A 25,228-nucleotide genomic window follows, 5' to 3' on the forward strand; every position below is an offset into this window, starting at 1 on the left:
ACAAAATGCATACGCGTCAATCATTGGAGCTTCGCCAACAGCAGCAACTTGCGCTTACGCCGCAGTTGCAGCAGTCGATCCGTTTCCTACAGCTTTCTGCACAGGAACTGGAGGCGGAAGTGGCTCAGGCATTGCAGGAAAACCCGCTGCTTGAGCGTGAAGAGGAGTATGACATTGATGCGGGGGCGACGGTAGCGCAAGAGGCGGCCGCAGTTCAGGAAGATAGGTGGTTGCTGAACAACGCCCCGAGTCGCAGGCAGGCGGGTAATCATGAAGAGGCCGAGCGCCCGGAAGCCGAGTTGCCGGTGACATTGCGCGACCATCTGTGCGAACAGTTGCGCCTGACGCGGGCCAGCGAGCGCGACAGGGCCTTGGTGGGCATATTGATTGATGAGCTTGATGACAATGGCTATTTATCGAGCTCGCTTGATGAGATTCTGGCCTTCTTGCCGTCTGAACTTGAGGTTGAGCGCAATGAACTGACGGCAGCGTTGCGCTTGTTGCAGTCTTTCGACCCCTTGGGAATCGGCGCGCAATCTCTGTCTGAGTGCCTGCTGTTGCAGTTGCGGCGGCGCAACGGTGAGCAGCCGACCCTGGAGCAAGCCCAGGCACTGGAGCATGCAGAAGTCATAGCGCAGCATCATTTGGCTGTGCTGGCAACCGGCAACCTGAACAAGCTGCGGGAAATACTCGAGATCCCCATGGAGCAGTTACGGGCGGCACATGCGTTGTTGCTGCGGCTGGAGCCGCGCCCGGCTCGTAATTGGTCGGGAGACACAGCGGCTTACGTGACGCCTGACGTGGTGATCCGCAAGGTTGGCCAGCGCTGGGAAGCGGCCCTGAACCCAGCAGTGGTGCCCCGTGTGCGCATGAATGCCGTTTATGCGCAAGTGCTGGCCGAGACTCAGGTGTCACCCGAACTACAGGTGCAGCTGCAACAGGCACAGGGGCTGGTGAAAAGCGTGCACCAGCGTTTTGTGACGATTTTGCGGGTTGCGCAAGCCATTGTGGATCAACAGACTGCTTATTTGGAGCAAGGGGTGAAGGCCATGCGGCCCATGGTGTTGCGCGATATCGCACAGCAGTTGGGCTTGCACGAATCCACGATTTCGCGGGCGACCAAGCAAAAGTATGCGCAAACCCCCTGGGGGACGATAGAACTTAAGCAGTTCTTCAGCACTGCATTGCAGACCGACGATGGCGAGGCGACATCCGCCACCGCTGTGCGCAGCCTGATTGCCAAACTGGTGAGCGAGGAGCCTCCGCACAAGCCGCTATCCGATAGCAAGATCGCCGAGAAACTGGCCGCGCAGGGGGTGGTTATTGCCCGACGCACCGTGGCCAAGTACCGTGAAGCAGAGGGTATCGAGCCGGCCATCATGCGTAAGGCCCGCGCGGCGCTGAATGCTCCCTGACGGCGTGCTGTTACAAAAAAACCTATGGGGAACATTGCCAAAGGCTATGAATATAGTTGATAATTGTTCTCATGTTTATTTGCGTATGTAATGCCGTCACGGAACGTCAGGTTCAGGCCGCAGTGGCAGCCGGGGCTTCTTCGCTTTCCGATCTCGAAGCGCAGCTAGGTGTTGGTGGCTGTTGCGGGTGCTGTCGCGAAACAGCAGCCGAATACCTGCCAGGCGGTCGTTATGCTGGTTGCGTCACTGAAGCGCAGTCTGCCGGCACATTCGAGAACGATGCAGCGAACGACGACAGCCTGCAGCCCTTAGAAGTCGTTGCCGTCAGCCGAGCTTAAACCTCTCCCCCATTACACGGTTTTCTGATTGAAGGCCGTGTCGTAGTGCGACTCGTTTTTACTTGCAGTGCGTTTGCGCTTAGCCGCAAGGCGCCTGGCTATAATGGTTGAAGTTAGAAATTTCAACTTTGGGAAAACGCTGGAAGCGTTTCCCGGTCAGGGGAGCCAGTCATGCAAGGTGATCGTACCGTCCTCCAGCATCTCAACAAGCAACTCAAGAACGAGCTCACCGCTATCAATCAGTATTTCCTGCATGCGCGCATGTTGCGCCATTGGGGGCTGGATAAGCTGGGCGAGCAGGAATACAAGCAATCTATTCGCGACATGAAAGACGCCGATCGCCTGATCGAGCGTATCTTCATGCTGGAAGGCCTGCCTAATTTGCAGAATCTCGACAAATTACTGGTTGGCGAAAACGTTCCGGAAATCCTCGAATGTGATCTGAAACTTGAAAAAAGATCAGAAGAGACGCTCAAGGATGGCATTGCCTATTGCGAATCGGTGCGCGATTACGTCTCGCGCGACCTTCTGCTAGATCTCCTTGAGCATACGGAAGAGCAGCTGGACTGGTTGGAAACCCAGATCGATCTCACAGAAAAAGTCGGTTTGCAGAATTACCTGCAATCACAGATGGGTGATGACGATTAACTCTGGAATGTGTGTTTCCCGCCTGATGGGCGAGTAAAACTGGAGGGCTGACTGATGTCAGCCCTATTTCGTAATTTGTCAGGTGACTTTTATCGTTATAACGGCGCGTAACACGACGCGCCTTTTTTATGCGTGCTCGAAAGGGGCGTGGCCCCGAATGCCCGGTGGTAGCTAAGGGGGCAGCCCATTGGGCCGACCCCTTATCCGTTCAGAAATTTTTGGCGGGGCAGTTTTTGCTGCGGCCCCAGGCGTTGTTGGGCTCGCAATATTTATTGCGGGCCGCCCATGCGCAGCTGGGCCGGTCGAAGAACCCCAGCTTGCTACATGCCTGAAGCTCTTGTTGTAAGGCGGCTTCCCAGTTACCGCTTGCCTGAGAGGGGCTGGCTGCGGGTGGCGGGGGCGGTGGGATTGTGATGTCCACCGGTTGTATGAAAGGTTGTGCTTGTGGCGAGGGAGGGCTGCCAATGCTGCTGCCGCCGCCCAACAAATCCCCTACGTCCGCGAGGCCCTGCAAGCCGTGCGGATTGGCATTGGCGATCTGGATGGCTTCTTCCATGCTGATATTGGTCGTCGCCAGGCTGATCGGTGTCTCGGCTTGAAGCTCGGCGATGCTGAGCGTTTCCAATTCCCACTGAACGGGGTCGTGGGGTTCAGGAATGCCAAGACGGCCGTCGACAAGCGGCTGAGGGGCTTGCGCCACAAAAGGTTTTCCATCTGCATCCAAGACCGGCACTTCAGCCAGCTCGGGTGGCGTAGCCTTGATTTCTGGTCTGACAGGGCCGTGGGCGACCAGCCATTCGCCCAGGCGTACGCCGCCCCAGGCTGACGCGCCCAGGGCGATGATAAGAATGGCAAAGATGAAACGCCAGGACATCCGTATCCTCTGTATGTACGTTCAAGAAGCCCTAAGCAAAGCTTCCTGAAGTCGCAGTATATAAGCAGAGCTCACTGTTGGCCGAATACATGGCCGCCGTGTTCCCGCATGGCGTGGAAATCCACGTCAGGATAGAGTTCCTGGGCCACGCGCAATTGCGCCGGCGAAGTGGCGAGGAATGCGGCAGCCTCGACAACGTCGTGGGCGATATGTGCAGCGTTGGCATCCATGAATTTTCGCAGCGCTTTGGGGTCTTCGGCTGTAATCCATCGTGCCATGTTGTAACGCGAAGGCATCATGCGCGCTTCTACGCCGTATTCGGTTTTCAGGCGTTGAGCTACAACCTCAAACTGCAATTGCCCGACTGCGCCCAACAGCAGTGGGCCTCCCATGACAGGGCGAAACACCTGGATGGCGCCTTCTTCACCTAGCTGGGTCAGGCCGGTGCGCAGCTGTTTGGTGCGCAATGGGTCTTTGACCTCGACTGCCTGGAACAGTTCCGGCGCGAAGAAGGGCAGGCCGGTGAATTGCAGGGTTTCGCCTTCTGTGAGAACGTCGCCCAACTGCAACACCCCGTGGTTGGGAATACCAATAATGTCGCCCGCATAGGCTTCTTCAAGAATCTCGCGACGCTGCGAGAGGAAGGACACTACGTTGTTGGGGCGGATGTCTTTACCGGTGCGGGCGACTTTAAGCCGCATACCGCGCTCGAAGCGGCCTGAACTCACACGCACGAAGGCGACGCGGTCGCGGTGTGCAGGGTCCATATTGGCTTGCACTTTGAACACCACACCCGAAAACTTGGGCTCGTCGGGTTCGACGATACGTTGCAAAGCGTGGCGCGAGCCGGGTGGGGGCGCAAGCTCTACCAAGGCGTCCAGCACTTCCTGAACACCGAAGTTGTTAATGGCGGAACCGAAGAAGACAGGGGTCTGCTTGCCGGCCAAAAAAGCTTCCTTGTCAAAAGGTGCAGAGGCTTCGGTAATAAGTTCAATTTCCTCACGGGCTTTAGCGTAGGCATCGCCAAAACGCCGGGCGGCTTCAGGGTTGTCTAGGCCGTCAATGAACTCGTCATCGTCCTGGCGCCGTTCTTGGCCGGGACGGAATACGCGCAGGCGATTCTCGCGGATATTGAATACACCGCCAAAGTGGCGCGCCATACCAACGGGCCAGGAAAAGGGCACGGCATCCATCCCCAGGTGGGACTCGATCTCGGAGATCAGATCCAGCGGTTCCTGGACTTCGCGGTCAAGCTTGTTGATGAAAGTGATGATGGGGGTATTGCGGGCCCGGCAGACGGCCAGCAGCCGCTCGGTCTGCGGCTCGACGCCATTCGCCGCGTCAATCACCATGAGCGCGGCGTCAACTGCCGTGAGCACGCGGTAGGTATCTTCGGAGAAGTCCTGGTGGCCCGGGGTATCAAGAAGGTTGATGACACAGTCGCGGTATTCCATCTGCATGACTGAGGAAGCAACCGAAATACCCCGCTGCTTTTCAATCTCCATCCAGTCGGATGCCGCATGGCGGCTGGCCTTTCTAGCCTTGACGCTACCAGCAATCTGAATAGCCCCTGCGAAAAGCAGAAGCTTTTCCGTCAGGGTGGTCTTGCCCGCGTCGGGGTGGGAGATGATGGCGAAAGTGCGTCGTCGTTTGACTTCGTTTGGAATGCTCATATCAGGTTTTGATCGCGGCAACGTGGCCGGTTTGTTTTTTCATGCGGAGCGGGTTCAGACACGCCTGCTGAATGTGGCCAGCACCGTGCCGGCCAGAATGAACATGGCGCCAAAGGCGCGGTTCACCCAGCGGATGTGGCGGGGCGTGCGCAGCAGGCGCAGAATGCGGGACGCCAGCGTGGTGTAGCAACCCATGGCCACAAGGTCGGTAAACGCCAGTGTGGCAGCGAGGATGACATACTGCACGGCCAGCGGCGCTGCGGGGTTTAGAAACTGTGGTACTACCGCCAGCAAAAATACTGTGCCCTTGGGGTTGATCAGGTTGACCATGCAGCCACGCATCACCAGCTGGCGGATGCTGAAGTCCTCGCGGGGCGCGGCTTCGACCGCCACTGGCGCTGCATCGGTACGAAACTGCAGCCAGCCCAGGTAGACCAGGTAACCCGCCCCCAGCCATTTGAGCAGATTGAAGGCCAGTTCGGAAGCGGCCAGCACAGCGCCCAGACCGACGGCCACAATGCAGAACTGCGCAAGGATTCCCAGAATCAACCCGACCGTCGTCCAGTAGCCCCGCCGGAACCCATATTTCAGCCCGGAAGCCATGGCGGACACGGCCCCTGGGCCAGGGGAAAAGGAAATGGCCCAGGAGGCGGCGAAAAAAGCGAGCCAGGTGGAAAGTGACATGCGAGTTTGCGTGGGAGTTAATCAGCGCTCTGTCGTCTTGCCCAGCAGGGCGGCTTGTTGGCCGGAGCGGCGGCGGCCTTGCGTACCAGGCTGCGGGCTGCGAGATGCCTGCGCGGGCTTGCCGGCGGGGCGACGAGAACCGCTGCTGCGCCGGTTGCCATCGGGCGCACCGGAGCCTGCACCCGTGCGCCCGGAGGGGCCGCTGTGTGAGCGGGTGCGCGCCCTGCCTGCACCGCCTTCACGGCGACCACGCGGCGCGTTGTCACGCCTTTCTTCTTCGGCGGCAGGCGGTCGCACGATAGTGGATGGATCCCAGCCTTCGACTTGGATGCGATCGATGGGGCGCTTAATGAGCTTCTCAATCGCACTCAAAAGCTTGATTTCGGAAGGGTCCACCAATGACAGGGCGGAGCCGGGGCTGCCTGCGCGCCCTGTGCGACCAATACGGTGAACGTAATCTTCAGGCACATTGGGCAGCTCAAAGTTCACGACCTGTGGAAGCTGGTCGATATCCAGCCCACGTGCGGCGATGTCGGTGGCAACCAGCACGGAAATTTTGCCATCCTTAAAGCCTGACAAGGCGCGGGTGCGGGCCGACTGACTTTTGTTGCCGTGAATGGCAGCGGCGGTGAGGCCGTCCTTCACCAGCTTTTCCGCCAAACGGTTGGCGCCGTGTTTGGTGCGGGTGAATACCAGCACTTGGTGCCAGCCATGGCCACGGATAATGTGGCTGACCAGCTCGCGCTTGTGGCTTTGCTGCGTGAGAACCACGCCTTGGTCCACCAGCTCGGACGCTGTGTTGCGTCGGGCTACGGAAATTTCAATGGGGTTATTCAGCAGGCCGGTGGCCAAGCCGCGGATCTCATCTGAAAACGTAGCCGAGAACAGCAGGTTCTGGCGTTGCTTGGGCAGCAGGGCCAGAACTTTGCGGATATCGCGGATAAAGCCCATATCCAGCATGCGGTCGGCTTCGTCCAGCACCAGAATTTCTACGCCCGAAAGGTCGATCGTCTTTTGGCCGGCGTGGTCGAGCAAGCGGCCGGGCGTGGCCACCAGGATGTCCAGCGGTTTGCGTAGCGAGCTAATTTGCGGGTTGATGTTGACACCGCCAAACATCACCATCGAACGTATCGAGGTGTGCTGGCCGTAAATGCGCACGGATTCTTCAACCTGGGCAGCCAGTTCGCGTGTGGGGGTGAGCACCAGTACGCGGGGGCGGCCCGGCTTGCGCTGTTCGCTTGGCTTGTTTAGCAAGCGGTGCAGAATGGGCAGAGTGAAACCGGCGGTCTTGCCTGTGCCGGTTTGCGCAGCGGCGAGAACATCGCCGCCTTGAATGACTTGTGGAATCGCTTGGGCCTGAATCGGCGTGGGTTGGGTATACCCCGCATCGGCAATTGCACGCAAAAGGGGTTCGGCCAACCCAAGGTCGGCAAACGAAGTAATGGAATTCAAAGAATGCTCCAGCGACGGCCTATCGCTCGGAGACGAGTGATACCAATCCAGGCTGACGTTCTTACGGGTGTTGAAAGAGCGCAAGAAAAGCTTGCTGCTCCGGTGCGTGGCGACTGGTACGCACGCAGAAAATCAGCATTTTACAGGTAGACGCGGCTGCTGTAACCTCGCGCACAAGTATTCTTGTGGAAAAAAGCCATGAAGCGCCTGTTTTTACTATTTATTCTTCCTGCCCTGACTGTCTTGTCGGGCTGCGGCTACAACGAAATCCAACGGCTTGACGAGCAAGTGAAGGCGGCCTGGTCGCAAACGCTGAACCAGTATGAAAGGCGCGCTGATCTTGTGCCTCAATTGGTGAGTTCTGTCGATGCCTACATGGTTAACGAAAGAGCCATTCTGACTGAGGTTACCCAGGCACGGGCTCAGGTCGGGCAGATAAAAGTCACGGTGGACGATCTCGATAACCCCGAGTTGATGGCGCGTTTCGAACAGGCACAGGGGCAGCTGGGTTCGGCTCTTTCCCGTTTGTTGGCCGTGTCGGAAAACTATCCCCAGCTCAAAGCGGACGGCCTGTTTCGCGACCTCATGACTCAGCTTGAGGGCACGGAAAACCGTATTGCCACTGAACGTGGCCGCTATGTGAAGAGTGTGCAGGAATACAACGTTTACATCCGCCAGTTCCCCACGCTGATCACTGCAAAAATCTTTGGCTATGACGTGAAGGCCAATTACGGAGTGGAACGCGAGGGCGAACTGATGCGGCGTCCCGAAGTTAACTTTACGCGGCCTGCCGGGGCGGGCGGTTAAGGAACTGAGCCATGGTAAAGGGGTGGGGGGCGATGTCTCATGCGAGTTTCATGACGCGCTTACTGGCGCTGCTGGCAGGCTTGATGATGTTTCATTCTGCCTGGGCTCAGCAGGTTCCCGTGCCTGCCTTGGAATATTGGGTGACCGACCAAACCGCCACGCTGGATTCCAACACGAAGGCGGGGCTTGAGGCCAAACTGCAGGCCTTGAATGATTCCAAAGGGGCGCAAGTAGCGGTGCTGATTGTGCCCACCACAGGCGAGGATACGGTGGAAACCTATGCGCGCCGCGTGTTTGACGCCTGGAAGCTGGGGCGGGCCAATATCGACGATGGCATTTTGCTGTTGGTGGCAAAAGACGACAGGCGTTTGCGCATCGAGGTAGGGTATGGGTTGGAAGGGGCGGTACCTGACTTGCTGGCCGGGCGCATTATTCGTGAGCAGATTACGCCGCACTTTAAAGTCGATGATTACGCCAGTGGCGTGGTGGCGGGTGTGGAAAGCCTGCTGCGCTTGATCGACGGCGAGGAATTGCCACCTCCGCACGCGAATGCGGGTAGTGATGATGAATGGGATGTAGGCGTCGTTTTGCTGCCCCTGGCTTTCATGGCTTTCTTTATGCCGCCTCTGTTTGCCGCCTTTGCCGTCACGATCTTCACCTCGCTGGCTTTTGGCAGCATTCTGCTTGGCCTGCTGTTTGGCGGTATTGCTGTGTTGCTATCTCTAATCGGTCGTCGCTTTGGCGCAGGGGGTAAAGGCGGCGCAATTCGGGCGTCTGGCCGCGGCGGCGCAGCGGGAGGTTTTGGCGGTGGCTTTTACGGCGGTTCCGATGGGGGCTTTGGCGGCGGCTTCGGCGGAGGCGGAGGGGCCGGCGGTGGAGGCGGCGGTTCCGGTGGCGGCGGCGCCTCTGGCGGTTGGTAAAAGGAGTTGCAATGAGCGCACCCGCATTACTTAAGGAAATGACAGGCTGGGCCAGCCTGGAAGGGCAATGGCTGCGCAGGCGGCATTTCACCCCAGACGTTTTGGCCGCTATTACACAGCGTATTCGTGAGTGCGAACGCGACCACAATGGCGAACTGATGGTGGCCATTGAGGCGGTGAGCCCGATTCACGAAAGAGATTCCCGCATGCGCGCGCTAGAAGTATTTGGCCGCTTAGGCGTTTGGGACACGGCCGGTAATACCGGCATGTTGCTGTATCTCGCACTGGATCGGCACCGCATAGAAATCATCGCCGATCGTGGGATCCCTGCAAGCAACTACGAGTGGGAAGGCGTGTGTGCCCGCTTGCAGGCACGCCTGGCTGAAAAAGCCTATGCGGAAGGGATATTGGCGGCCATTGACGAGATTGAAGCCATCATGCGCAGGTATTGCCCGCGCAGTGAAGGCTCAAACGACAGCCTGGCCAACGAACCGGTGCTGCTCTAACAAGACTCGCAATCAATCAAAGCGCCGCCCTTTCGCGGCACCGCTTTTCAGCTCGACTCAGGCGCCGGCTTTCTGGGCCGGCGTATCAAATTCCCTGCGATAGGCCTCGATATGCTGCTGTAGCAGCTCAACCAGTTCAGCCATGCGAGGCTGGATACGCTGAATCGGGCCGGCGATCAGCAAGGCAAAACAGCGCCCTTCCAGGGGGAACGGCATAGCGACCCCGCCCAGTTCAGGTGTGTAACCCCCATCGCCAATGAACCAGCCTCGTTCCCGCGAAACCTGGATTTCTTTTTCCACGGCGGCAGCAGAGGTCAGCGTGGTGGGCGAATACACCTCAAAGGTTGTTTTGCGCAGTATGGAGGCGCGGGTTTTGTCATCCATTTGCGATAACAGCGCGCGCCCCGTAGCGGTTGCGTGCAGAGGAACGCGTTTGCCCACTGCGGCGGCGTAACGAACCGCGTGCGGCGACTCTATCGTCGCGACAAATGTGGCGAACGTGTCGTTGGCGGCTGCGAGAACAACCGTTTCCTGTGTGGCGGCAGCCAGTTTTTCCAGCAATGTCTGTGTGTGCTCGGGTAGGGGTTGTGCCGACTCAATCTTGCCTGCCAGCGTGGCCAACAGCGGTGTCGGGTAATAGCCCCCCTTGGGTTGAGGCTCGTACAAATACCCTCGATTCTTTAACGTACCCAGCAATTTGAAGGTACTGGAGCGCGGCCAATCAAAATGTCGGGCAATGTCAGCCAGCGTTGCGGGGCGCTGGTGTGCGGCAAAGAACTCCAGAAGTTCCAAGACGTTGGCGGCTTGTTTATTCACGTGGTCGCTCCGGGTTTTCCCTGTCTAAATTAAATTGTGAAATTGTTCCTGTGTGGGTATCATTTGTTCCTGTGTGGGAACAATATTACATTCAAGGCAGGAGCAATGGAAGCAAAACTAGCGCGTGGCCCTCTTTCCGGCGTAAAGGTGGTGGACATGACTTCCGTATTGATGGGGCCCTTCGCATCGCAGGCTTTAGGCGATATGGGGGCGGACGTTATCAAGGTGGAAGCCCCGCAGGGGGACCTCGTGCGCGAAATTGGTCCGGCGCGCAACAAAGGCATGGGGCCGGTATTTCTGAACGCTAATCGTAACAAGCGCAGTATTGTGCTCGACCTGAAAACACCGGAAGGCATGCAGGCCATGCACAAGCTTCTGGAAGACGCCGATGTGCTGATGTACAACGTGCGTCCGCAAGCGATGGCTCGCCTGGGCTTGTCCTACGAAGACGTTGAAAAAATCAACCCGCGCCTGGTGTATGCCGGGCTGTTTGGCTTTGGTCAGGAAGGCCCGTATGCCGCACGCCCGGCTTACGACGACCTCATTCAGGGTGCCGCCACCATCGCTGCCCTGTTTGCCCAATCATCCGGAGGCATTCCCCGTTATGTGCCTACCGCCATTGCCGATCGCGTGGTGGGCATTACGGGCGTTAATGGCATTCTGGCCAGTCTGTTGGCGCGTGAACGCACAGGCCGGGGTGACAAGGTTGACATTCCAATGTTTGAAACCATGGTGGCCTTTGTGCTGGGGGATCACATGGGGGGGCTCACCTACGAACCTCCTCTCGATCGTGGCGGTTATGCGCGGCAACTCTCGCCAGAGCGCCGCCCTTATCAGACCAGCGATGGCTATATTTGCGCCCTTGTTTACAACGACAAGCAGTGGCGCGGTTTCTTGCGGGAAATCGGCCAGGAAAGCCTGATGGAAGAAGACCCGCGCTTCTCCACCTACTATCAGCGCTCCCAAAATATCGATTACGTCTATGGCGTGCTGGCCAGCATTTTCATGGAACGTACAACGGCTGAGTGGATGCAACTGCTCGAACGTGCGGATGTCCCCTTCATGCCCATGCACACGTTGGAAAGCGTGCTGGAGGACCCGCACCTCAAAGCTACGGGCTTTTTCAATATGGTCGAGCATCCCACCGAGGGGCCGATCCGCAGCATGCGCGTACCCATTACCTGGAAAAACAACCCGCCTGCAGAAGCGCGCCCGGCCCCCACCTTGGGCCAGCATACTCGCGAGGTCTTGCAGGAACTCGGCTACACACAAGAACAGATTGACGCCATGCTGGCCGCAGGGGCCCGCTCCACCATCCACGCAATACAGTAATTGGAATTTCTCATGATCAGGTCTCTTTTCTTCGCACCCGCCAACCGTCCCGATCTCGTGGTCAAGTTTCCGCGCTTTTCGGCAGACTGCAATGTGATCGACTTAGAAGACGGCACCCCAGACGCTGAAAAAGCTTCGGCTCGCGCGGCTTTGGCTGAAACCGTAAAAAGCGCACGAGAGGCCGGCTTGCAGGGCATGCTGGCCGTGCGCGTTAACGTGCCGGACTCTCCCCATTACCTGGCTGATCTTGAAGCCGCTTTTGCTTGCGACATTGATGCGGTGGTCATTCCCAAACTTGAAACGCCTGCACAGGCTCAGGCGGCGGTGCACTGGCTGGAACACGGCAGCCAATCCGCAGAGCGCAAGCCCATGCTAATTGGCGGCATTGAGTCGGTGCGTGGCGTTTTGAATGCAGTGGATATCTGCGATAACACGCCGGGTTTGGGCGCTGTGTATTTTGGCGCTGAAGATTTCGCCGCCGACATTGGCGGGCGCCGCACCCGCGAAGGCGATGAAGTGGCGACGGCCAGGGGCTGGGTGGTGATGGCTGCAAGGGCAGCCGGGCTGATCGCGCTAGACCAAGCCGTGCTGGATATCCGCGACGATGCCTTGTTCACCCAGGATGCCAGCCGGGGCTGCGATATGGGTTATCAAGGGAAAATTTGTGTGGCGCCGGCTCAGGTCGCCTTGGCCAATGCGGCCTTCTCCCCTACTCCTGAAGAGGTGGAATACGCACGCCGCCTGGTCGCAACGTATGAAGAAGCCACGGCGCGCGGCATCGGGACCATCGATTTCGAAGGCAAAATGGTAGACGGCCCCTTGCTGAAACGTTCGCAAGCCGTATTGGCCGCCGCCGGGGAAGCCTGATCATGGTGCGTCAGGTCACGCTGGATGAGCTGGATCTCTCCGCCTACATCCGCCCGGGCGACGGCATTGTTATGGGCCAGGGCACGGCGGAACCCCTTGGTCTGACCGCCAAGCTGGTCGAACAGCGCAGCGCGTTTTCCGGGGCGCAGGTGTTTTTACCCACCGCCTTCTCCGATACCTTCCAACCGCAACATGCCGATCATCTGCGGTTCCGGGGGACGGGCGGTATTGGCAGCATGCGCAAGTTGGCCAGCAGCGGCGCGCTCGACCCCATCCCTTGCCATATTTCATCAGTCGGCCAGTACATCACTGATGGGCTGATCGCTTCTGATGTCATCATGTTGCTGGTGAGCCCACCCAACGAGCGGGGCGAATACAGCCTGGGCTTGGTGAACGACTATGTGCGTGCCGCCATAGAGCGTGCGCGAGTCGTTATTGCGGAAGTCAGCGAGCATGTGCCATGGGTTTACTGTGACCAGCCATTGCTGGAAAAAGAAATCACACTAGCTGTGCATACCGACACCCAGCCCGGTGAGCTGCCCATGGCGGCATTTACCGACAAGGAACGGCAGATCGCGGCGCATTTGCAACCTTTTATCCCGGACCGCTCCACCTTGCAGGTCGGAATCGGTGCGGTGCCGGAAGCCATTCTTGCCTCTTTGAGCGACCGCCGGGATCTCGGCCTGCATTCCGGCATGCTGGGCGATTCGGTGGTCGACTTTATCGAAAAAGGCATCATCACCAATGCGTACAAAGGCATCGATACAGGGGTATCGGTAACCGGGGCCCTGTTTGGTACACGGGAAAAACTCTATAAACACGCCCACCAAAACCCTGCGTTGCGGTTGTGCTCCACACGTTACACCCACGATTTCCGTACCTTCATGAGTGTTAACAACCTGGTTTCCTTGAACTCGGCGCTTGAAGTTGACCTCACCGGGCAGGTGAATGCCGAGGCCATTGGCTCCAATTATTTTGGAGCGGTGGGCGGCCAAGTGGATTTCGTGCGTGCTGCGGCCATGTCGGGGGGTGTCTCCATCATTGCTTTGCCGGCCACGGGCAAAAACAACCACAGCCGGATTGTCAGCGCTTTGTCAGGGCCTGTCACCACTGCCCGCAGCGATGTTGATGTGATTGCGACAGAATACGGGGTGGCGAGGCTCAAAGGCCTTGGGTTGCGCGAACGCATCCGGGCTATGGTGGCTATTGCCGCACCTGAACATCGAGAAGCGCTTTTGGAAGAGGCGCGAAAAACTTGGAGAGACTTGTGAATCTGACAGATGAAGTGAAATTTGAAGTGGTTGATGGCTCTATCGCAGTCGTCACGATCGACCGGCCGGAACGACGCAATGCCATCAATCAGGGTGTGATTCAGGGTTTGAGGCAAGCCTGGCAGCGCCTTGAGGAAGACAACGACTTGCGGGTGGGAATTCTGACAGCCACCGGCGACAAAGCCTTTTGCGCAGGCATGGATCTCAAAGAAGCGGCGGCCACGCAGTTGAAGGTGCCGCCGCGCGATATGTTCCCGGTTTTGGGCGATGTCATCCATGTCAGCAAGCCGACGATTGCAGCCGTGAATGGCGTGGCGCTGGCGGGAGGCTGGCTGTTCGCGCAGATGTGCGACCTGTGCATCGCATCTGAAAACGCGACTTTCGGTATTACCGAAGCCAAGGTGGGGCGTGGGATGCCATGGGCGTCGCCGCTTAGCCAAATGCTGCCGCAGCGCATTTTCATGGAAGTCGTGCTGACCGCCAAGCCGCTGAGTGCGCAGCGCCTCTACGAGCTGGGCTATGTCAACGCCGTGGTGCCGCTCGATCAGTTGCTAGACAGCGCCCTGGATATGGCGCGTGGCATTGCCGCCAACGCACCCTTAACCGTGAAGGCGGCTCGGGAATTGGTGTATCTCAGCGGCGAAATGGGGCGGTCGGCGGGCTTGCGTGCCGCTCAGCACTTGTTTGAGTCCGTGTATTTGAGCGAAGACGCTCAAGAGGGCCCACGCGCTTTTTCCGAGAAACGTGCGCCGCAGTGGCGTGGTCAGTAAACCTATTGAACTTCGGCTTGTCAGCCGCATAAAACCATTCTCAAGTAGGGCCAAAGATGAATTTTGAATTGAGCCAAGAACAGGAGTCCATCCGCGACGCGGTCCGGGCGCTTTGTGAACGTTTTCCCGAAAGCTACTGGCTGGAGCGTGATGCCGACGGCGTATTTCCGCACGAGTTTTACGCCGCCATGGGCAAAGCGGGCTGGCTGGGTATTGCCATGCCGGAAGAATACGGCGGTGCGGGCCTGGGGGTGCAGGAAGCGGCCATCATGATGCAGACGATTGCCGAATCCGGTGCTTGCCTGAGCGGGGCCTCTGCAGTTCACATCAATATCTTTGGCCTGATGCCGGTTGTAGTTCACGGCACTGAAGAGCAGAAGCAGCGCATGCTGCCGCCCATTATCTCGGGCGAGGTCAAGACATGCTTTGGGGTAACCGAGCCAGATGCCGGGCTGAACACCACTCGTCTAAAGACCCGTGCGGTGCGCAAGGGCGATAAATACGTGGTGAACGGCCAGAAAGTCTGGATTTCTACCGCTCAGGTCGCTGACAAAATTCTGTTGCTGGCGCGTACCACACCCATTGAGGACTTGCCGCCAGGCCGGACTTCGCATGGCCTCAGCCTGTTCTACACCGACCTGGATCGCAGCAAGATTGATGTGCGCATGATCGACAAAATGGGGCGCCATTGCGTGGATTCCAACGAACTGTTCATTGAAAACCTGGAAATTCCGGTTGAGGACCGCATTGGCGAGGAAGGCGCGGGCTTCAAATACATTCTGCACGGCATGAATCCCGAGCGTGTGTTGCTGGCGGCAGAGGCCATTGGTGTGGGGCGTATCGCCCTACAGAAGGCGGCCGCCTATGCAGCAGAGCGCAAGGTGTTTGACCGCCCGATCGGCATGAACCAATCCATTCAGCACCCGCTGGCACGTAACTGGGTAGAGCTGGAAGCCGCTGAACTGCTCACGGCCAAGGCCGCCTGGCTTTATGACAATGGCAAGGAGTGCGGCGCCGAGGCCAATGCGGCGAAGTATTTTGCGGCGGAAGCAGGTTTCCGAGCATGTGAGCAAGCCATTCTCACGCACGGCGGCATGGGTTATTCCAAAGAATTCCACGTTGAGCGTTATCTGCGGGAAATCATGATTCCGCGTATCGCGCCGGTCAGTCGTGAACTGATTCTCAGCCACATCGCTGAGCGGGTTCTTGGTCTGCCGAAATCTTACTAAACCTGTTACTGGAGTCCTTCAACTCGGAGGCGGCCCACGATTCAATAGAGCCGCCGTTGAAGGAAATTCCCTCTATTTCTTTATGTGAGGAGACAAACTATGTTGGACAGAAGGAAAATGACGGGCCTGGGGCTGGCGCTGGCCCTCTCGGCAGGCATGTTGCCCTTAGGCGCCGCTCAGGCGGCAACCTGACCTGAAAAAACCATTCGCTTGATTATTCCCGCCGGCCAGGGCGGCAGCGCCGATCCTTTAGGCCGTCTGGTGGGCGAAGAGTTGGGCAAGGCTTTCAATCAATCCGTGGTGGTGGAAAACCGCCCGGGTGCGAATGGAAACATCGGCGCGAATGCGGTGGTCAAGGCGGAGCCGGATGGCTACACATGACGACCGAACTCGGTCAGCCGGAACTGAAATCTGAAACCTGGTTCGGTCTATTGGCGCCTGCCGGTACGCCAACTGAGGTCATTCAGAAGATAAATGGTGCGATTAACCAAGCGCTCGCTACCCCTGAATTCAAGGCCAAGCTGGTGCAGATGGGCTTCACGACCATGGGGGGAACTCCACAGGAGTTTGTCGATACGCTGGCTGCGGATATCGAAAAGTGGGGCGAGATTGTTAAATTCTCCGGCGCCCAACGCGATTAATGGATGAACTGGAAAGCCCCGGTCAATGTGGCCGGGGCTTGCGCCCGAGCACGCGCTCCAGCAGCGACAACGGGGTGCGTGTGATGAGTTAAAGGTCTTTGAACACAGGCTGGCGCTTTTCCAGGAAGGCGGCCCCGCCCTCTTTAGCGTCATGTTGCGCACGCAGCATTTGTTGCAGTTCGAGTTCCAGCCGGCACTGGGCTTCGAAGCTATTTTCTTCCGAGGCATTTACGAGCTCGCGTGTTTTTCTTAATGCTTGTGTGGGCCCGTTAACAAGCGGCTGAAGCCACTGCCGCGCTGTATCTAACAGCTGCTCAGTTTCCACGGTCTGCACCGTTAACCCCCAGTCTTGCGCCGTGGAGGCGGAAATGGGTTCCCCCGTCATCATGACTCGCAGGGCACGGCTACGGCCAATGGCGCGGGGAAGAGCATAGGTGGAACCTAAATCGGGCACCAGGCCGATCCGGCTAAAGGCTTGGATGAAGCGGGCGGACTGGGCGGCGATGATGAAATCACAAGCCAGGGCCAGTGAGAACCCCGCCCCGGCTGCAACGCCATTGACTGCGGCAAGCGTGGGGACACGGCATTGACGCAGGGCTTCAACGGCGGGGTAGTACGCCTCCATGAGGGTGCCAACCAGGTCGGCGCCTTCAGGCAAACGATTTTTTAGATCTTGCCCGGAACAGAAACCGCGGCCCGCCCCAGTGAGAATCAGCGCACGTGCCTGGCTGTCCTGATTCACCTGCTCGACAGCGTGTTTTAACTCTGCCATCAGGTCGAGCGTGAGGGCGTTAAGCGCATCGGGGCGATTTAGAGTGATGGTTGCAATGCGCTCGCGGATTTCAAAACGGATCTGGGAGTAGTCGGACATGGAGGCTGCTTACGTCAATAAGTTATACGCCGATAGTGTAGCCACCGTTAACCGACAAATGCTGACCGGTCACATAACTGGCGGCTTGCGACAGAAGGAAGCAGATCGGCTGGCACGCTTCTTCTGGTGTGGTGAAGCGGCGCATAGGAATCTGTGCCAAGAATGTTTCGCGGAATTTATCGGAGCGCACGGTTTCAGTCATCTCGGTTTCCACCACGCCGTAGCACACAGAATTGACCCGGATGCCTTTGCCCGCCCATTCACGTGCAGCACTCATGGTGATGCCCATGACGCCGGATTTTGCTGCGCCGTAGTTGATCTGACCGATGGTGCCGCGACGGCCTGCATCAGAAGAAATGTTCACAATCGCTGCCGGCGATGTGTCGCCGCTTTCCTGGCGTTCCAACATGTGGCGCCCCACGGCTTGCAAGCAATGGAATACGCCGGACAAATTGACATCGATAACCTGCTGCCACTGCTCAACCGACATTTTGTGAATCATGGCGGCGCGGACGATGCCGGCATTGTTGACCAGGCCGTGGATGGCCCCGCGAGTCGCGACGGTGTTCTCGACAGCCTGCTGCACGAAGGCCGGGTCCGCAACGGAGCCGACTTGCACAGCAGCGCGGTCAGCACCCAGCTCGGCAGCCAGAGCTTCAAGGCGTTCCGCCTGCAGGTCGATCAGCGTAACGTGTGCGCCTAATGCAACGCTTAGGCGAGCTGTCGCTTCGCCAATACCTTGCGCTGCGCCAGTCACAATAATGTTCTGGCCTTCCAGTGACATGGGGTTAATCATTCAGTTGTCTCCTTGTTTGAGGATGTGGGGGTAGAGGGGGCGGGAACCCGTGATACTCCGGTCTGCATGAGCGTTTGGATTTCGTCGCTGCTGTAACCAAGCTCTGTAAGGATTTCCACGCTGTGCTCGCCATGCAGGGGGGCGTGGCGCTCGAAATCTGCCGGGTTTTTTCTTAGGGACAGTGCCGGCGTGGTGTGTCGCAGTCGCCCTTCAGTGGGGTGTTCGACTTCCAGCCAGAAGCCTGAAGCCTGTAACTGTTCGTCAGTCAGCAGGTCTTCAATCGTGTTGACGCGCATGACTGGAATTTGCGCTTCCAGAAGGGCGGCTTCAAGTTCGGCGCTGCTGCGAGTCGCGACGGCCTCCGCCAAGAAGGCATAGACTTTGTCTGCATTGTCGACCCGCGCAGACATCGTGGCGAAATCGGGGTGCTCTGCCAGCTCTTCGCGTCCGACGATTCTGAAGAAGTCGCGCCAGTTCTTGTCTGTATACGGCAGTACAGTCAGATAACCATCTAAGGTTTTATAGGGACGACGCTCTCGGGTCAGAATGCGTGAATAACCCATGTCGGCAATGGGAGGGTCGAAGGTGGCCCCGTATAGGTGCTCGACTAGGTTGAAGTCCACCATGGTTTCCAACATGGTGACTTCCAGCGCTTGGCCCTGTCCGCTGTGCATACGTTGTAGCAACGCAGCCATGATTTTGCTGACTACGGCATAAGCAGCCGTTTTATCCGCCACGATGCTGGGGACGAATCGCGGCTGATCGGAGATCGTTCCAACCAGATAAGCCATGCCGCTGGCCGCCTGGATGATGTCGTCGTAAGCGGGGTGGTTGGCCATGGGCCCGGCATGATGAAAACCATAGGCCGCGCAATGGATAAGCTTGGGGTTTTGGCTGCGAAACGACTCATAACTGATGCCCAGCTTTTCAGCGGCTTGCGGGCGTAGGTTATGCAGCAGAACGTCGGCATCGACCACCAAACGTTGCAAGGCTTCCTTGCCCTCCGGGCGCTGCAGATCCAGAACGATGCTGCGCTTATGCCTGTTGGTACTCAGGAACACGGCAGCCATACCTGGGTTTTTGGCAGGGCCCATTTGGCGCGTTACGTCGCCGGCTGGGGATTCCACCTTGATGATATCCGCCCCCAGCTCGCCCAACATTTGTGAAGCCCATGGCCCCATAACCACAGAAGACAAGTCGACAATACGGATGCCTTCCAGAGGAAGTTTCATTAACGATTCCCTCCGTCAACAGGTTGGAAAACGGGTAGGTGCCGGCCGCCTTCTGTAGGTTTGAATGTGACTTCGACAGCCTGGCCGATCGCGAGGCTGTCAAGGTCGTCACACACGATATTGGTCATCATGGTGACGCCTTCTTCCAGAGTGACGTAGGCAATGGCGTAGGGAACCGGTGCACGCCGCATAACGGAATAAGAGTAAATGGTGCCTTTGCCGCTGGCTGCATACCAGGAAGTATCGCTACTCAGACAGTTAGGGCAGATTGCGCGCGGGTAAAAATGGGTTTTCGTGCAGGTGTTGCAGCGCTTGAGCTGAAGGCTGCCTTGGTCGGCGGAATCCCAATAATGCTCGGTTTCAAGGTTGAGGATGGGATCGGGGTAGGTCCTTTCGGTGGTACTCATGCGTCGTAGCTCCCAAGAATGACGGTGGCGCTTCCCATACGTGTGCCGATGGAACCACCGGTTCCGTGGGCCAGGGCGATTTGGCAGTTCGGGACTTGCACGGCAGGGTGAGCCTCGCCGCGCACTTGGCGGACGGCCTCAATCACTTTGGTGATGCCGCCGCGGTTGTTGGGGTGGTTGTTGCACAGTCCGCCGCCATCTGTGTTGAAGGGCAGTTTGCCCACGCCGGAAATTAGATTGCCGTCCGATACAAATCGGCCCCCTTCACCTTTAGCGCAAAAGCCAAGATCCTCCAGGGTAATGAGTACAGTAATTGTGAAACTGTCGTAAATGGAGGCGTAATGAATGTCGGCAGGCTTCAGCCCTGCTTGTTCAAATGCGATCGGCCCAGAGACGACGGCCCCTGTGTAGGTGAGGTCGACCTGGCCGCCGTTCAGGTGTTTGACTGCTTCTCCTGCACCGAGCACCTTGACGCAGCGATCACCCAGCTTTTTCGCAATTTCCGGGCTCACGACAACCAACGCGCCGCCGCCATCGCTGATCACACAACAATCCAGGCGATGCAGGGGGTCGGCAACCATGGGGGAGTTCACGACGTCATCAACAGTGACGACGTTGCGCAACATGGCGTTTTCGTTATGTTGCGCATGCTGAGAGGCCGCGACCTTTACCCAAGCCAGTTGTTCGCTGGTGGTACCGTATTCGTGCATGTGCCGCATGGCGGCCATGCCGTAGAGGTTGGTGATGGCAGGCCCGTAGGGCAATTCGAAACCGTAGTCCGGCACGCCAGGGCCGTAGTTGCGTGCGCCCAGAGCGGTGACGCCTTCGGCGCGTGGGCGTCCAGCCAGCGTAATCAGGGCTACCGAGCATTTACCGGCCGCAATGGCCTGAGCCGCATGGCCGACATGCGCCACATAAGACGAACCGCCCATCTCTGTGGTGTCGATATGGCGCAGCTTAAGCCCCATGTACTCCGCCATTGCCAGGCCGCCCAGGCCGGGGGCGTCGCCTGCGCAGAAGTAGCCGTCGACATCATCTTTGGTCAGGCCGGCATCGCGCAAGGCGCCCGCTGCGCATTCTGCGTGCAATTGCGCAATGGTTTTGTCATCGGCTTTACGGGTTGGATGCTCGTAGGCGCCCGCGATATACGCATCGCAGTGCCGGTGGGAACGATTGACTTGCATAAATTACGTATTCTCTAGTTGTGGCTGTGCGGACGCACCTGAAAACCCTGGGTGACGGCGCGCACAGCCGGAAGTGAATGGTTTATTGGCGGGTGATGCCGACGGCCTTAATGACTTCGCCCCAGCGATCAAAATCGCTTTGCAGGCGTTCGCGGTAGCTTTTGCTGTCGGAGTAGTCGAGCGCGTTGCCGGTTTGCGCAACGTGTTCCTTGAACGCATCTGACTTCAGTGCAGTTTCCAAGGCGGCAGACAGGCGTTCAACTTGGGGTTCCGGAAGTTTCGGAGGGGCGATCAGGCCAAATGAAGAGTCCATGACCAGCGTGGGGTAGCCCTGCTCCGTCGATGTGGGCAGATCTGGCAGGAGGGCGGCGCGCCCAGGAGATACGGTAGCGATGGGGCGGATGGCACCCGACTGGATGTGTGGCAGGGCGGAATAGGCCTCCACCACCATTAAACCCACACGCCCGGCTACGGTGTCCATCAGCGCAGGGTTGCTGCCTTTATAAGGAATATGCGAAAAATTCAGGCCTGCTTTTTGGCCGAAGTCTTCCATCATCATGTGGCCTGGGCTGCCGGGGCCCGACGAGGTGTATTGAAGGTCTTCCTTCTGTTTCTTGGCGTACTCGACGAGTTCGTCGATGTTGTTGACATCAATCACGCTGGGGTTCACCACTAGGAACATGCGCACGCCAAGGTAGGAACCGATGGGCGTGAAGCGTTCCTCCATGTCGAGATCGGCATTCTGGAAGTGCAGGGCGGTGGTGGTCGTGTTGTTGAGCACCATGAGGGTGTAGCCATCAGGATCGGACTTGGTGAGGTTGTCCAGCCCGATCAAACCCGACGCGCCAGCCCGGTTTTCCACCACAACTGGCTGGCCGAGTTCATTGCGAAGCTCTGAGGCGAGCAGACGGCCAACCAGATCAGAGGGGCCCCCGGCCGGGTAGGACACGATTAACTTAAGGGGCCTGGAAGGGTAATCGTCCTGAGCCGTGGCGGGGGCAGCGATTGCGAGTGTGGCGACGCTCGCCAGCGCTGCCATCAGCTTGTATAGCGAAGGTATCCTCATAATGTCTCCTTGTTGTACGAATATGCGTTTATTTGACGTAAGTACGTATTTTTAATTCTGGTCATGGCTTGCTGTCAAGCATCGCTTCAACTCGTTGGATAGCTGTTATCTCATATGTGAATACTTGGCTTTTTCAGCATGCCGGATGGATGAAACGAGTTATTTCAGGAATATTTTTATTGACGCTTTTTTTTGATATTTGTACGATTATAGATATAGAAAGCGAATATACGTACAAATAACATGATCACATTATCCGACACCCTTGATACCCCCACTGATGAACAGCGCATGATTGCCGATAGCGCCCGCGCTTTCTTTGCCGACGCAAGAGGAGCGGCGCGCGCCCGCGCGCTAAGGGGCCACCAGCCCGGCTACTGCCCTGAAACCTGGCGTGAGATGGCGGAGCTCGGGTGGGTGGGGTTGCGGGTGCCGGAAGCGTTTGGCGGCAGCGCGGGGCGTTTCGAGGAGTTCGCTGTACTGGCTGAGTACTGCGGCTCTGCATTGGCTCCCGAACCTTTGCTGGAAGTGGGTTTGCTGGGGGCGGGTGTGTTGGCGCGTGCGGCTAATGAGCCGCTCAAGAATGCCTGGCTGCCGCAGATCGTGGCTGGAGAGAAAACAGTGATGCTGGCTTGGCAAGAGCCGGGTCGTGGGCAGAACGCCGCTGCACAGACTGTGCGAGCCGCCCCGCAGGGCAATGAAGTCGTTCTTAACGGTATTAAATGCTTTGTTCCCAACGGCGCGGCGGCAGACGCGTTTATCGTTTCAGCTTGGGATGGCGCCGGCATGGCGCTCTACTTTGTGCCAGCCAATGCGTCAGGGCTGGTCCTGCAGCACCAGCGGCGGGTAGATGGCGGTTACTGGACAGAATTGGTTTTGGAAGACGTCAGGATAGACGCAGAAAATACCGTGGCGGTCGGGCAGGCGGCTGAACACATCTTGCAGCATGTGCTGGAGGAAACCCGCATGGGCATTTGTGCCCAACTGGTCGGGCTGATGGATGCTGTTTTGCACCTCGCGGTCGAGCATTTGAAAACCCGTGAGCAGTTTGGCAAACCCATTGGTTCTTTCCAGGCCTTGCAGCACCGCGCCGCCGATCAGCTTGTGCAGATCGAAATCGCCCGGTCCGTGCTGCTGCGCAACCTCGCTTTGTGGGAAACCCCGCTGACTGCGGAACAGCGTGAGCTGGCGGCCAGCCAGACCAAGGCGCGGTGCGTGGATGCGGCGCTGGCCGTCACCAAAAGTGCCATACAGATGTTCGGTGGAATGGGCTACACCGATGAGGTCGATGTGGGCTTGTATCTGAAACGAGCTATGGTTCTGGGCGCCTGGCTGGGAGGGGTGGATTGGCATCGGGAACGTTACGGCGATTTGCGCATGCTCGGTGTCAGCATCGATACGGCGCAAGGGCTTGATCCTGCACTGAAGGAAGTCAGCGCCTGGATTGAGGAGAATTTCCCTGAGAGTCTGCGCTTCCCGGATCATCGCCTCGATTCCTCTGTCGCGACTGACTGGCTGGAGCGCCTGCATGCCAAAGGCCTGGCGGCTCCCGGTTGGCCAAAGGAATATGGCGGCATGGGGCTGACAGCCTACCAGCAAGTGCAGTTCCAGGAAATTTGCGATCGGGTCGGGATGAATATTGCTCCTAATCTGGGTGCGTCCATGTTGGGTCCTTTGCTGATCCAGTACGGCACCGAGGCCCAGAAAAAAGAGCATCTGCCGAAGATTCTTTCCGGGGAAGTGCGTTGGTGCCAGGGTTATTCCGAACCCGGTGCGGGTTCAGACTTGGCCAATATACGGACTACGGCCGTGCTCGATGGCGATGAGTTTGTGGTCAACGGGCAGAAGATCTGGACGTCTTTTGCCTACGATGCGCAGAAAATCTTCATGCTGGTGCGTACTGACCCTAGCGCCCGCAAGCAAGATGGAATCAGCTTCCTGCTAGCAGACATGGACACGCCGGGGATCACGATTCGGCGCATCGTCAACCTGACGGGCAGCGCTGAATTCTGTGAAGTGTTCTTCGATAATGTACGCGTGCCGCGTGAGAACCTGGTCGGCCCGTTAAACGGTGGCTGGAAAATGGCCAAGTCGTTGCTGGGCTCCGAGCGCATCATGCTGGGCAGCCCGCGTCTGGCCAAATACCCCTTAAACCTGTTGGACGCTTATGCGCAAACGAAAGGCTTGAAGGAAGATCCGTGCTTCCTGGTGCGTTACACGCAACTGGAACTGGAGGTAGAGGATCTGGGTGCTGCCTTTATTCGGATGGTCGAAGCCATGCGCCGCGGACAACAGCTGGGAGCGGAAATTTCCGTGCTCAAACTGTGGGTGACGGAAACCTTCCAGCGTGTGGCTGATCTGATTTTCGCTGTAGGCGAAGAGGTCGCCGCTAGTGATGAAACTTGCGTCATTGATGAACACCAACGCATGCATCCGGCAAACCTTTTTCTGGCTGCTCGGGCTGCCACCATTTACGGAGGCAGCAGTGAGATCCAGCGCAACATTCTGGCCAAGCAGATCTTGCGATTGCCAAACGGTTAAGCTTGTATTTTTGTGTGTCTTGAGGTGCAGATGCTGATAGCAGGGGAGCTTTTTGATGCTCAAGGATAAAAATAAAATGGCAGCGTCCAAGGCTGTGAAATCGTCCGGCGCTACGGGGGGCGGGCCACAGTCCGTGGGCAGAATTCTCGCTATCCTGGACTTGGTCGCTGCCAATCGGGATGGCGCCACGCTTACCGAACTCGCCGCTTACGCTAATGCACCTAAAACTAGTCTGGTGGGCTTGGTCAAGGCGCTGGTGGAAGAGAAAGCGTTGCGCCGCGAAGCCTCGGGCCGTTATGTGTTTGATGAACGCATATATAGCTTTGCCGCGCGTGTATCACCGGGCCTGGATCTGGTCAGGGTCGCACGGCCGTTTCTTACCCGGCTGATGCTTGCCACAGGCGAGACAGTGGTGCTGGGAACCCCTGCTCGCGACGCCGACTTGGTTGTATATATTGACAAGGTCGAAACAGAAAGCCCGGTGCGTTACACGGTTAACGTGGGCGAACGGCGCGAAATGTATTGCACTTCTATGGGTAAGGCGATTCTTGCGCATTCCCCCAAGGCGCAAATTGACCGCGTACTTTCTCCCGCCAATCTTATGCGTTTCACGCACACTACAGTTACTTCGCCTGATGAGTTACGAAAGCAACTGGCGGATATCAGAGCCGAAGGCATTGCCCGCACACATGGTGAACGCGTGGAAGGTGCGGACGGCATGGCGGCGCCATTGCTGGATGTTCATGGAGGCATTATTGCTGCCGTTCTGATTGCCGGGCCGTCAAGCCGGGTGGCGGCGCACCGCAGCCGCATGGAGCGCGAACTACTCGAAACAACCAAGGAATTGCAACAAGCCTTGATTCATCCCACGGTAAGCGCCGGCTGAAG

Annotated in this window: 26 protein-coding genes; 15 read left to right on the plus strand and 11 right to left on the minus strand. The window is 57.9% G+C overall.

The features are described 5' to 3' along the window. Positions 1-5 precede the first annotated feature (5 nt). The 3 genes from rpoN to bfr all read left to right on the plus strand — a co-directional run bounded on the left by rpoN (position 6) and on the right by bfr (position 2,401). Entirely contained in the window at positions 6-1,415 is a 1,410-nt protein-coding gene (rpoN, locus tag VRY85_RS00775; RefSeq protein WP_414596686.1) for an RNA polymerase factor sigma-54, read from the plus strand. Positions 1,416-1,486: 71 nt separating this feature from the next. Continuing rightward, a complete protein-coding gene (locus VRY85_RS00780) occupies positions 1,487-1,753 on the plus strand; it encodes a (2Fe-2S)-binding protein (protein WP_414596687.1) in 267 nt (88 codons plus the stop codon). 171 nt (positions 1,754-1,924) lie between these two features. Further along, on the plus strand, positions 1,925-2,401 hold the full coding sequence (gene bfr / locus VRY85_RS00785; RefSeq protein WP_414596688.1) for a bacterioferritin: 477 nt from the start codon (positions 1,925-1,927) through the stop codon (positions 2,399-2,401). A 208-nt stretch (positions 2,402-2,609) separates the two neighbouring features. Here the strand turns inward: bfr and VRY85_RS00790 are convergent, their stop codons facing one another. The 4 genes from VRY85_RS00790 to VRY85_RS00805 all read right to left on the minus strand — a co-directional run bounded on the left by VRY85_RS00790 (position 2,610) and on the right by VRY85_RS00805 (position 7,084). Further along, the gene (locus tag VRY85_RS00790) at positions 2,610-3,275 is read right to left on the minus strand and encodes a hypothetical protein (protein WP_414596689.1); all 666 of its coding nucleotides are present in this window, start codon (positions 3,273-3,275) and stop codon (positions 2,610-2,612) included. Between the two features lie 71 nt (positions 3,276-3,346). After that, positions 3,347-4,948, minus strand: coding sequence for a peptide chain release factor 3 (locus VRY85_RS00795; protein ID WP_414596690.1), 1,602 nt, complete (start codon positions 4,946-4,948; stop codon positions 3,347-3,349). A gap of 54 nt (positions 4,949-5,002) precedes the next feature. Then, complete coding sequence (locus VRY85_RS00800; RefSeq protein WP_414596691.1) at positions 5,003-5,632, minus strand: LysE family transporter; 630 nt, start codon at positions 5,630-5,632, stop codon at positions 5,003-5,005. Positions 5,633-5,653: 21 nt separating this feature from the next. Continuing rightward, the gene (locus VRY85_RS00805) at positions 5,654-7,084 is read right to left on the minus strand and encodes a DEAD/DEAH box helicase (RefSeq protein WP_414596910.1); all 1,431 of its coding nucleotides are present in this window, start codon (positions 7,082-7,084) and stop codon (positions 5,654-5,656) included. A gap of 198 nt (positions 7,085-7,282) precedes the next feature. Between VRY85_RS00805 and VRY85_RS00810 the strand changes: the two genes are divergently transcribed. The 3 genes from VRY85_RS00810 to VRY85_RS00820 are packed head-to-tail and all read left to right on the plus strand — an operon-like array spanning position 7,283 to position 9,317. Continuing rightward, the gene (locus tag VRY85_RS00810; protein WP_414596692.1) at positions 7,283-7,891 is read left to right on the plus strand and encodes a LemA family protein; all 609 of its coding nucleotides are present in this window, start codon (positions 7,283-7,285) and stop codon (positions 7,889-7,891) included. 11 nt (positions 7,892-7,902) lie between these two features. Further along, a complete protein-coding gene (locus tag VRY85_RS00815) occupies positions 7,903-8,811 on the plus strand; it encodes a TPM domain-containing protein (protein ID WP_414596693.1) in 909 nt (302 codons plus the stop codon). Between the two features lie 11 nt (positions 8,812-8,822). Further along, positions 8,823-9,317, plus strand: a complete 495-nt coding sequence (locus VRY85_RS00820; RefSeq protein WP_414596694.1) for a TPM domain-containing protein — start codon at positions 8,823-8,825, stop codon at positions 9,315-9,317. 57 nt (positions 9,318-9,374) lie between these two features. Here VRY85_RS00820 and VRY85_RS00825 read toward each other — a convergent pair whose 3' ends face one another. Beyond that, positions 9,375-10,133, minus strand: coding sequence for an IclR family transcriptional regulator (locus tag VRY85_RS00825; RefSeq protein WP_414596695.1), 759 nt, complete (start codon positions 10,131-10,133; stop codon positions 9,375-9,377). A 105-nt stretch (positions 10,134-10,238) separates the two neighbouring features. On the opposite strand from VRY85_RS00825, the gene VRY85_RS00830 reads away from it, so the two are divergent. The 7 genes from VRY85_RS00830 (at position 10,239) to VRY85_RS00860 (ending at position 16,243) form a co-directional block, all read left to right on the plus strand. Next, positions 10,239-11,465 (plus strand): CaiB/BaiF CoA transferase family protein, encoded by a 1,227-nt coding sequence (locus VRY85_RS00830; RefSeq protein ID WP_414596696.1) that lies wholly within the window; start codon positions 10,239-10,241, stop codon positions 11,463-11,465. Positions 11,466-11,477: 12 nt separating this feature from the next. Further along, positions 11,478-12,332 carry an HpcH/HpaI aldolase/citrate lyase family protein gene (locus VRY85_RS00835; RefSeq protein ID WP_414596697.1) on the plus strand — a complete coding sequence of 285 codons (855 nt, stop codon included), beginning with the start codon at positions 11,478-11,480 and terminating at the stop codon, positions 12,330-12,332. A gap of 2 nt (positions 12,333-12,334) precedes the next feature. Then, positions 12,335-13,603: an acetyl-CoA hydrolase/transferase family protein gene (locus VRY85_RS00840; RefSeq protein WP_414596698.1), complete on the plus strand. Its 1,269-nt coding sequence runs from the start codon at positions 12,335-12,337 to the stop codon at positions 13,601-13,603. Then, the gene (locus VRY85_RS00845) at positions 13,600-14,373 is read left to right on the plus strand and encodes an enoyl-CoA hydratase/isomerase family protein (RefSeq protein WP_414596699.1); all 774 of its coding nucleotides are present in this window, start codon (positions 13,600-13,602) and stop codon (positions 14,371-14,373) included. The genes VRY85_RS00840 and VRY85_RS00845 overlap by 4 nt, the downstream gene beginning before the upstream one ends. Positions 14,374-14,429: 56 nt before the next feature. Then, complete coding sequence (locus VRY85_RS00850) at positions 14,430-15,602, plus strand: acyl-CoA dehydrogenase family protein (RefSeq protein ID WP_414596700.1); 1,173 nt, start codon at positions 14,430-14,432, stop codon at positions 15,600-15,602. 210 nt (positions 15,603-15,812) lie between these two features. Beyond that, positions 15,813-15,983 (plus strand): tripartite tricarboxylate transporter substrate-binding protein, encoded by a 171-nt coding sequence (locus VRY85_RS00855; RefSeq protein WP_414596701.1) that lies wholly within the window; start codon positions 15,813-15,815, stop codon positions 15,981-15,983. After that, entirely contained in the window at positions 15,980-16,243 is a 264-nt protein-coding gene (locus VRY85_RS00860) for a Bug family tripartite tricarboxylate transporter substrate binding protein (protein WP_414596702.1), read from the plus strand. The genes VRY85_RS00855 and VRY85_RS00860 overlap by 4 nt, the downstream gene beginning before the upstream one ends. Positions 16,244-16,331: 88 nt before the next feature. On the opposite strand, the gene VRY85_RS00865 is transcribed toward VRY85_RS00860, so the two are convergent. The 6 genes from VRY85_RS00865 to VRY85_RS00890 all read right to left on the minus strand — a co-directional run bounded on the left by VRY85_RS00865 (position 16,332) and on the right by VRY85_RS00890 (position 21,799). Beyond that, positions 16,332-17,114: an enoyl-CoA hydratase-related protein gene (locus tag VRY85_RS00865; protein ID WP_414596703.1), complete on the minus strand. Its 783-nt coding sequence runs from the start codon at positions 17,112-17,114 to the stop codon at positions 16,332-16,334. Between the two features lie 22 nt (positions 17,115-17,136). Further along, positions 17,137-17,910, minus strand: coding sequence for an SDR family NAD(P)-dependent oxidoreductase (locus tag VRY85_RS00870; RefSeq protein ID WP_414596704.1), 774 nt, complete (start codon positions 17,908-17,910; stop codon positions 17,137-17,139). After that, positions 17,907-19,142 carry a CaiB/BaiF CoA transferase family protein gene (locus VRY85_RS00875; protein WP_414596705.1) on the minus strand — a complete coding sequence of 412 codons (1,236 nt, stop codon included), beginning with the start codon at positions 19,140-19,142 and terminating at the stop codon, positions 17,907-17,909. Before VRY85_RS00875 ends, VRY85_RS00870 begins: the two co-directional genes overlap by 4 nt. After that, positions 19,142-19,549, minus strand: a complete 408-nt coding sequence (locus tag VRY85_RS00880; protein WP_414596706.1) for a Zn-ribbon domain-containing OB-fold protein — start codon at positions 19,547-19,549, stop codon at positions 19,142-19,144. The genes VRY85_RS00875 and VRY85_RS00880 overlap by 1 nt, the downstream gene beginning before the upstream one ends. Then, positions 19,546-20,733 (minus strand): thiolase domain-containing protein, encoded by a 1,188-nt coding sequence (locus tag VRY85_RS00885; RefSeq protein ID WP_414596707.1) that lies wholly within the window; start codon positions 20,731-20,733, stop codon positions 19,546-19,548. The genes VRY85_RS00880 and VRY85_RS00885 overlap by 4 nt, the downstream gene beginning before the upstream one ends. An 82-nt stretch (positions 20,734-20,815) precedes the next feature. Next, entirely contained in the window at positions 20,816-21,799 is a 984-nt protein-coding gene (locus tag VRY85_RS00890) for a Bug family tripartite tricarboxylate transporter substrate binding protein (protein WP_414596708.1), read from the minus strand. 243 nt (positions 21,800-22,042) lie between these two features. Between VRY85_RS00890 and VRY85_RS00895 the strand changes: the two genes are divergently transcribed. Both VRY85_RS00895 and VRY85_RS00900 read left to right on the plus strand, forming a co-directional pair. Further along, on the plus strand, positions 22,043-24,340 hold the full coding sequence (locus tag VRY85_RS00895; protein ID WP_414596709.1) for an acyl-CoA dehydrogenase: 2,298 nt from the start codon (positions 22,043-22,045) through the stop codon (positions 24,338-24,340). Between the two features lie 76 nt (positions 24,341-24,416). Next, positions 24,417-25,226 carry an IclR family transcriptional regulator gene (locus VRY85_RS00900; protein ID WP_414596710.1) on the plus strand — a complete coding sequence of 270 codons (810 nt, stop codon included), beginning with the start codon at positions 24,417-24,419 and terminating at the stop codon, positions 25,224-25,226. Positions 25,227-25,228 lie beyond the last annotated feature (2 nt).

The organism is Achromobacter sp. F4_2707, assembly GCF_047501535.1.
Classification (GTDB): Bacteria; Pseudomonadota; Gammaproteobacteria; order Burkholderiales; family Burkholderiaceae_B; genus Yanghanlia.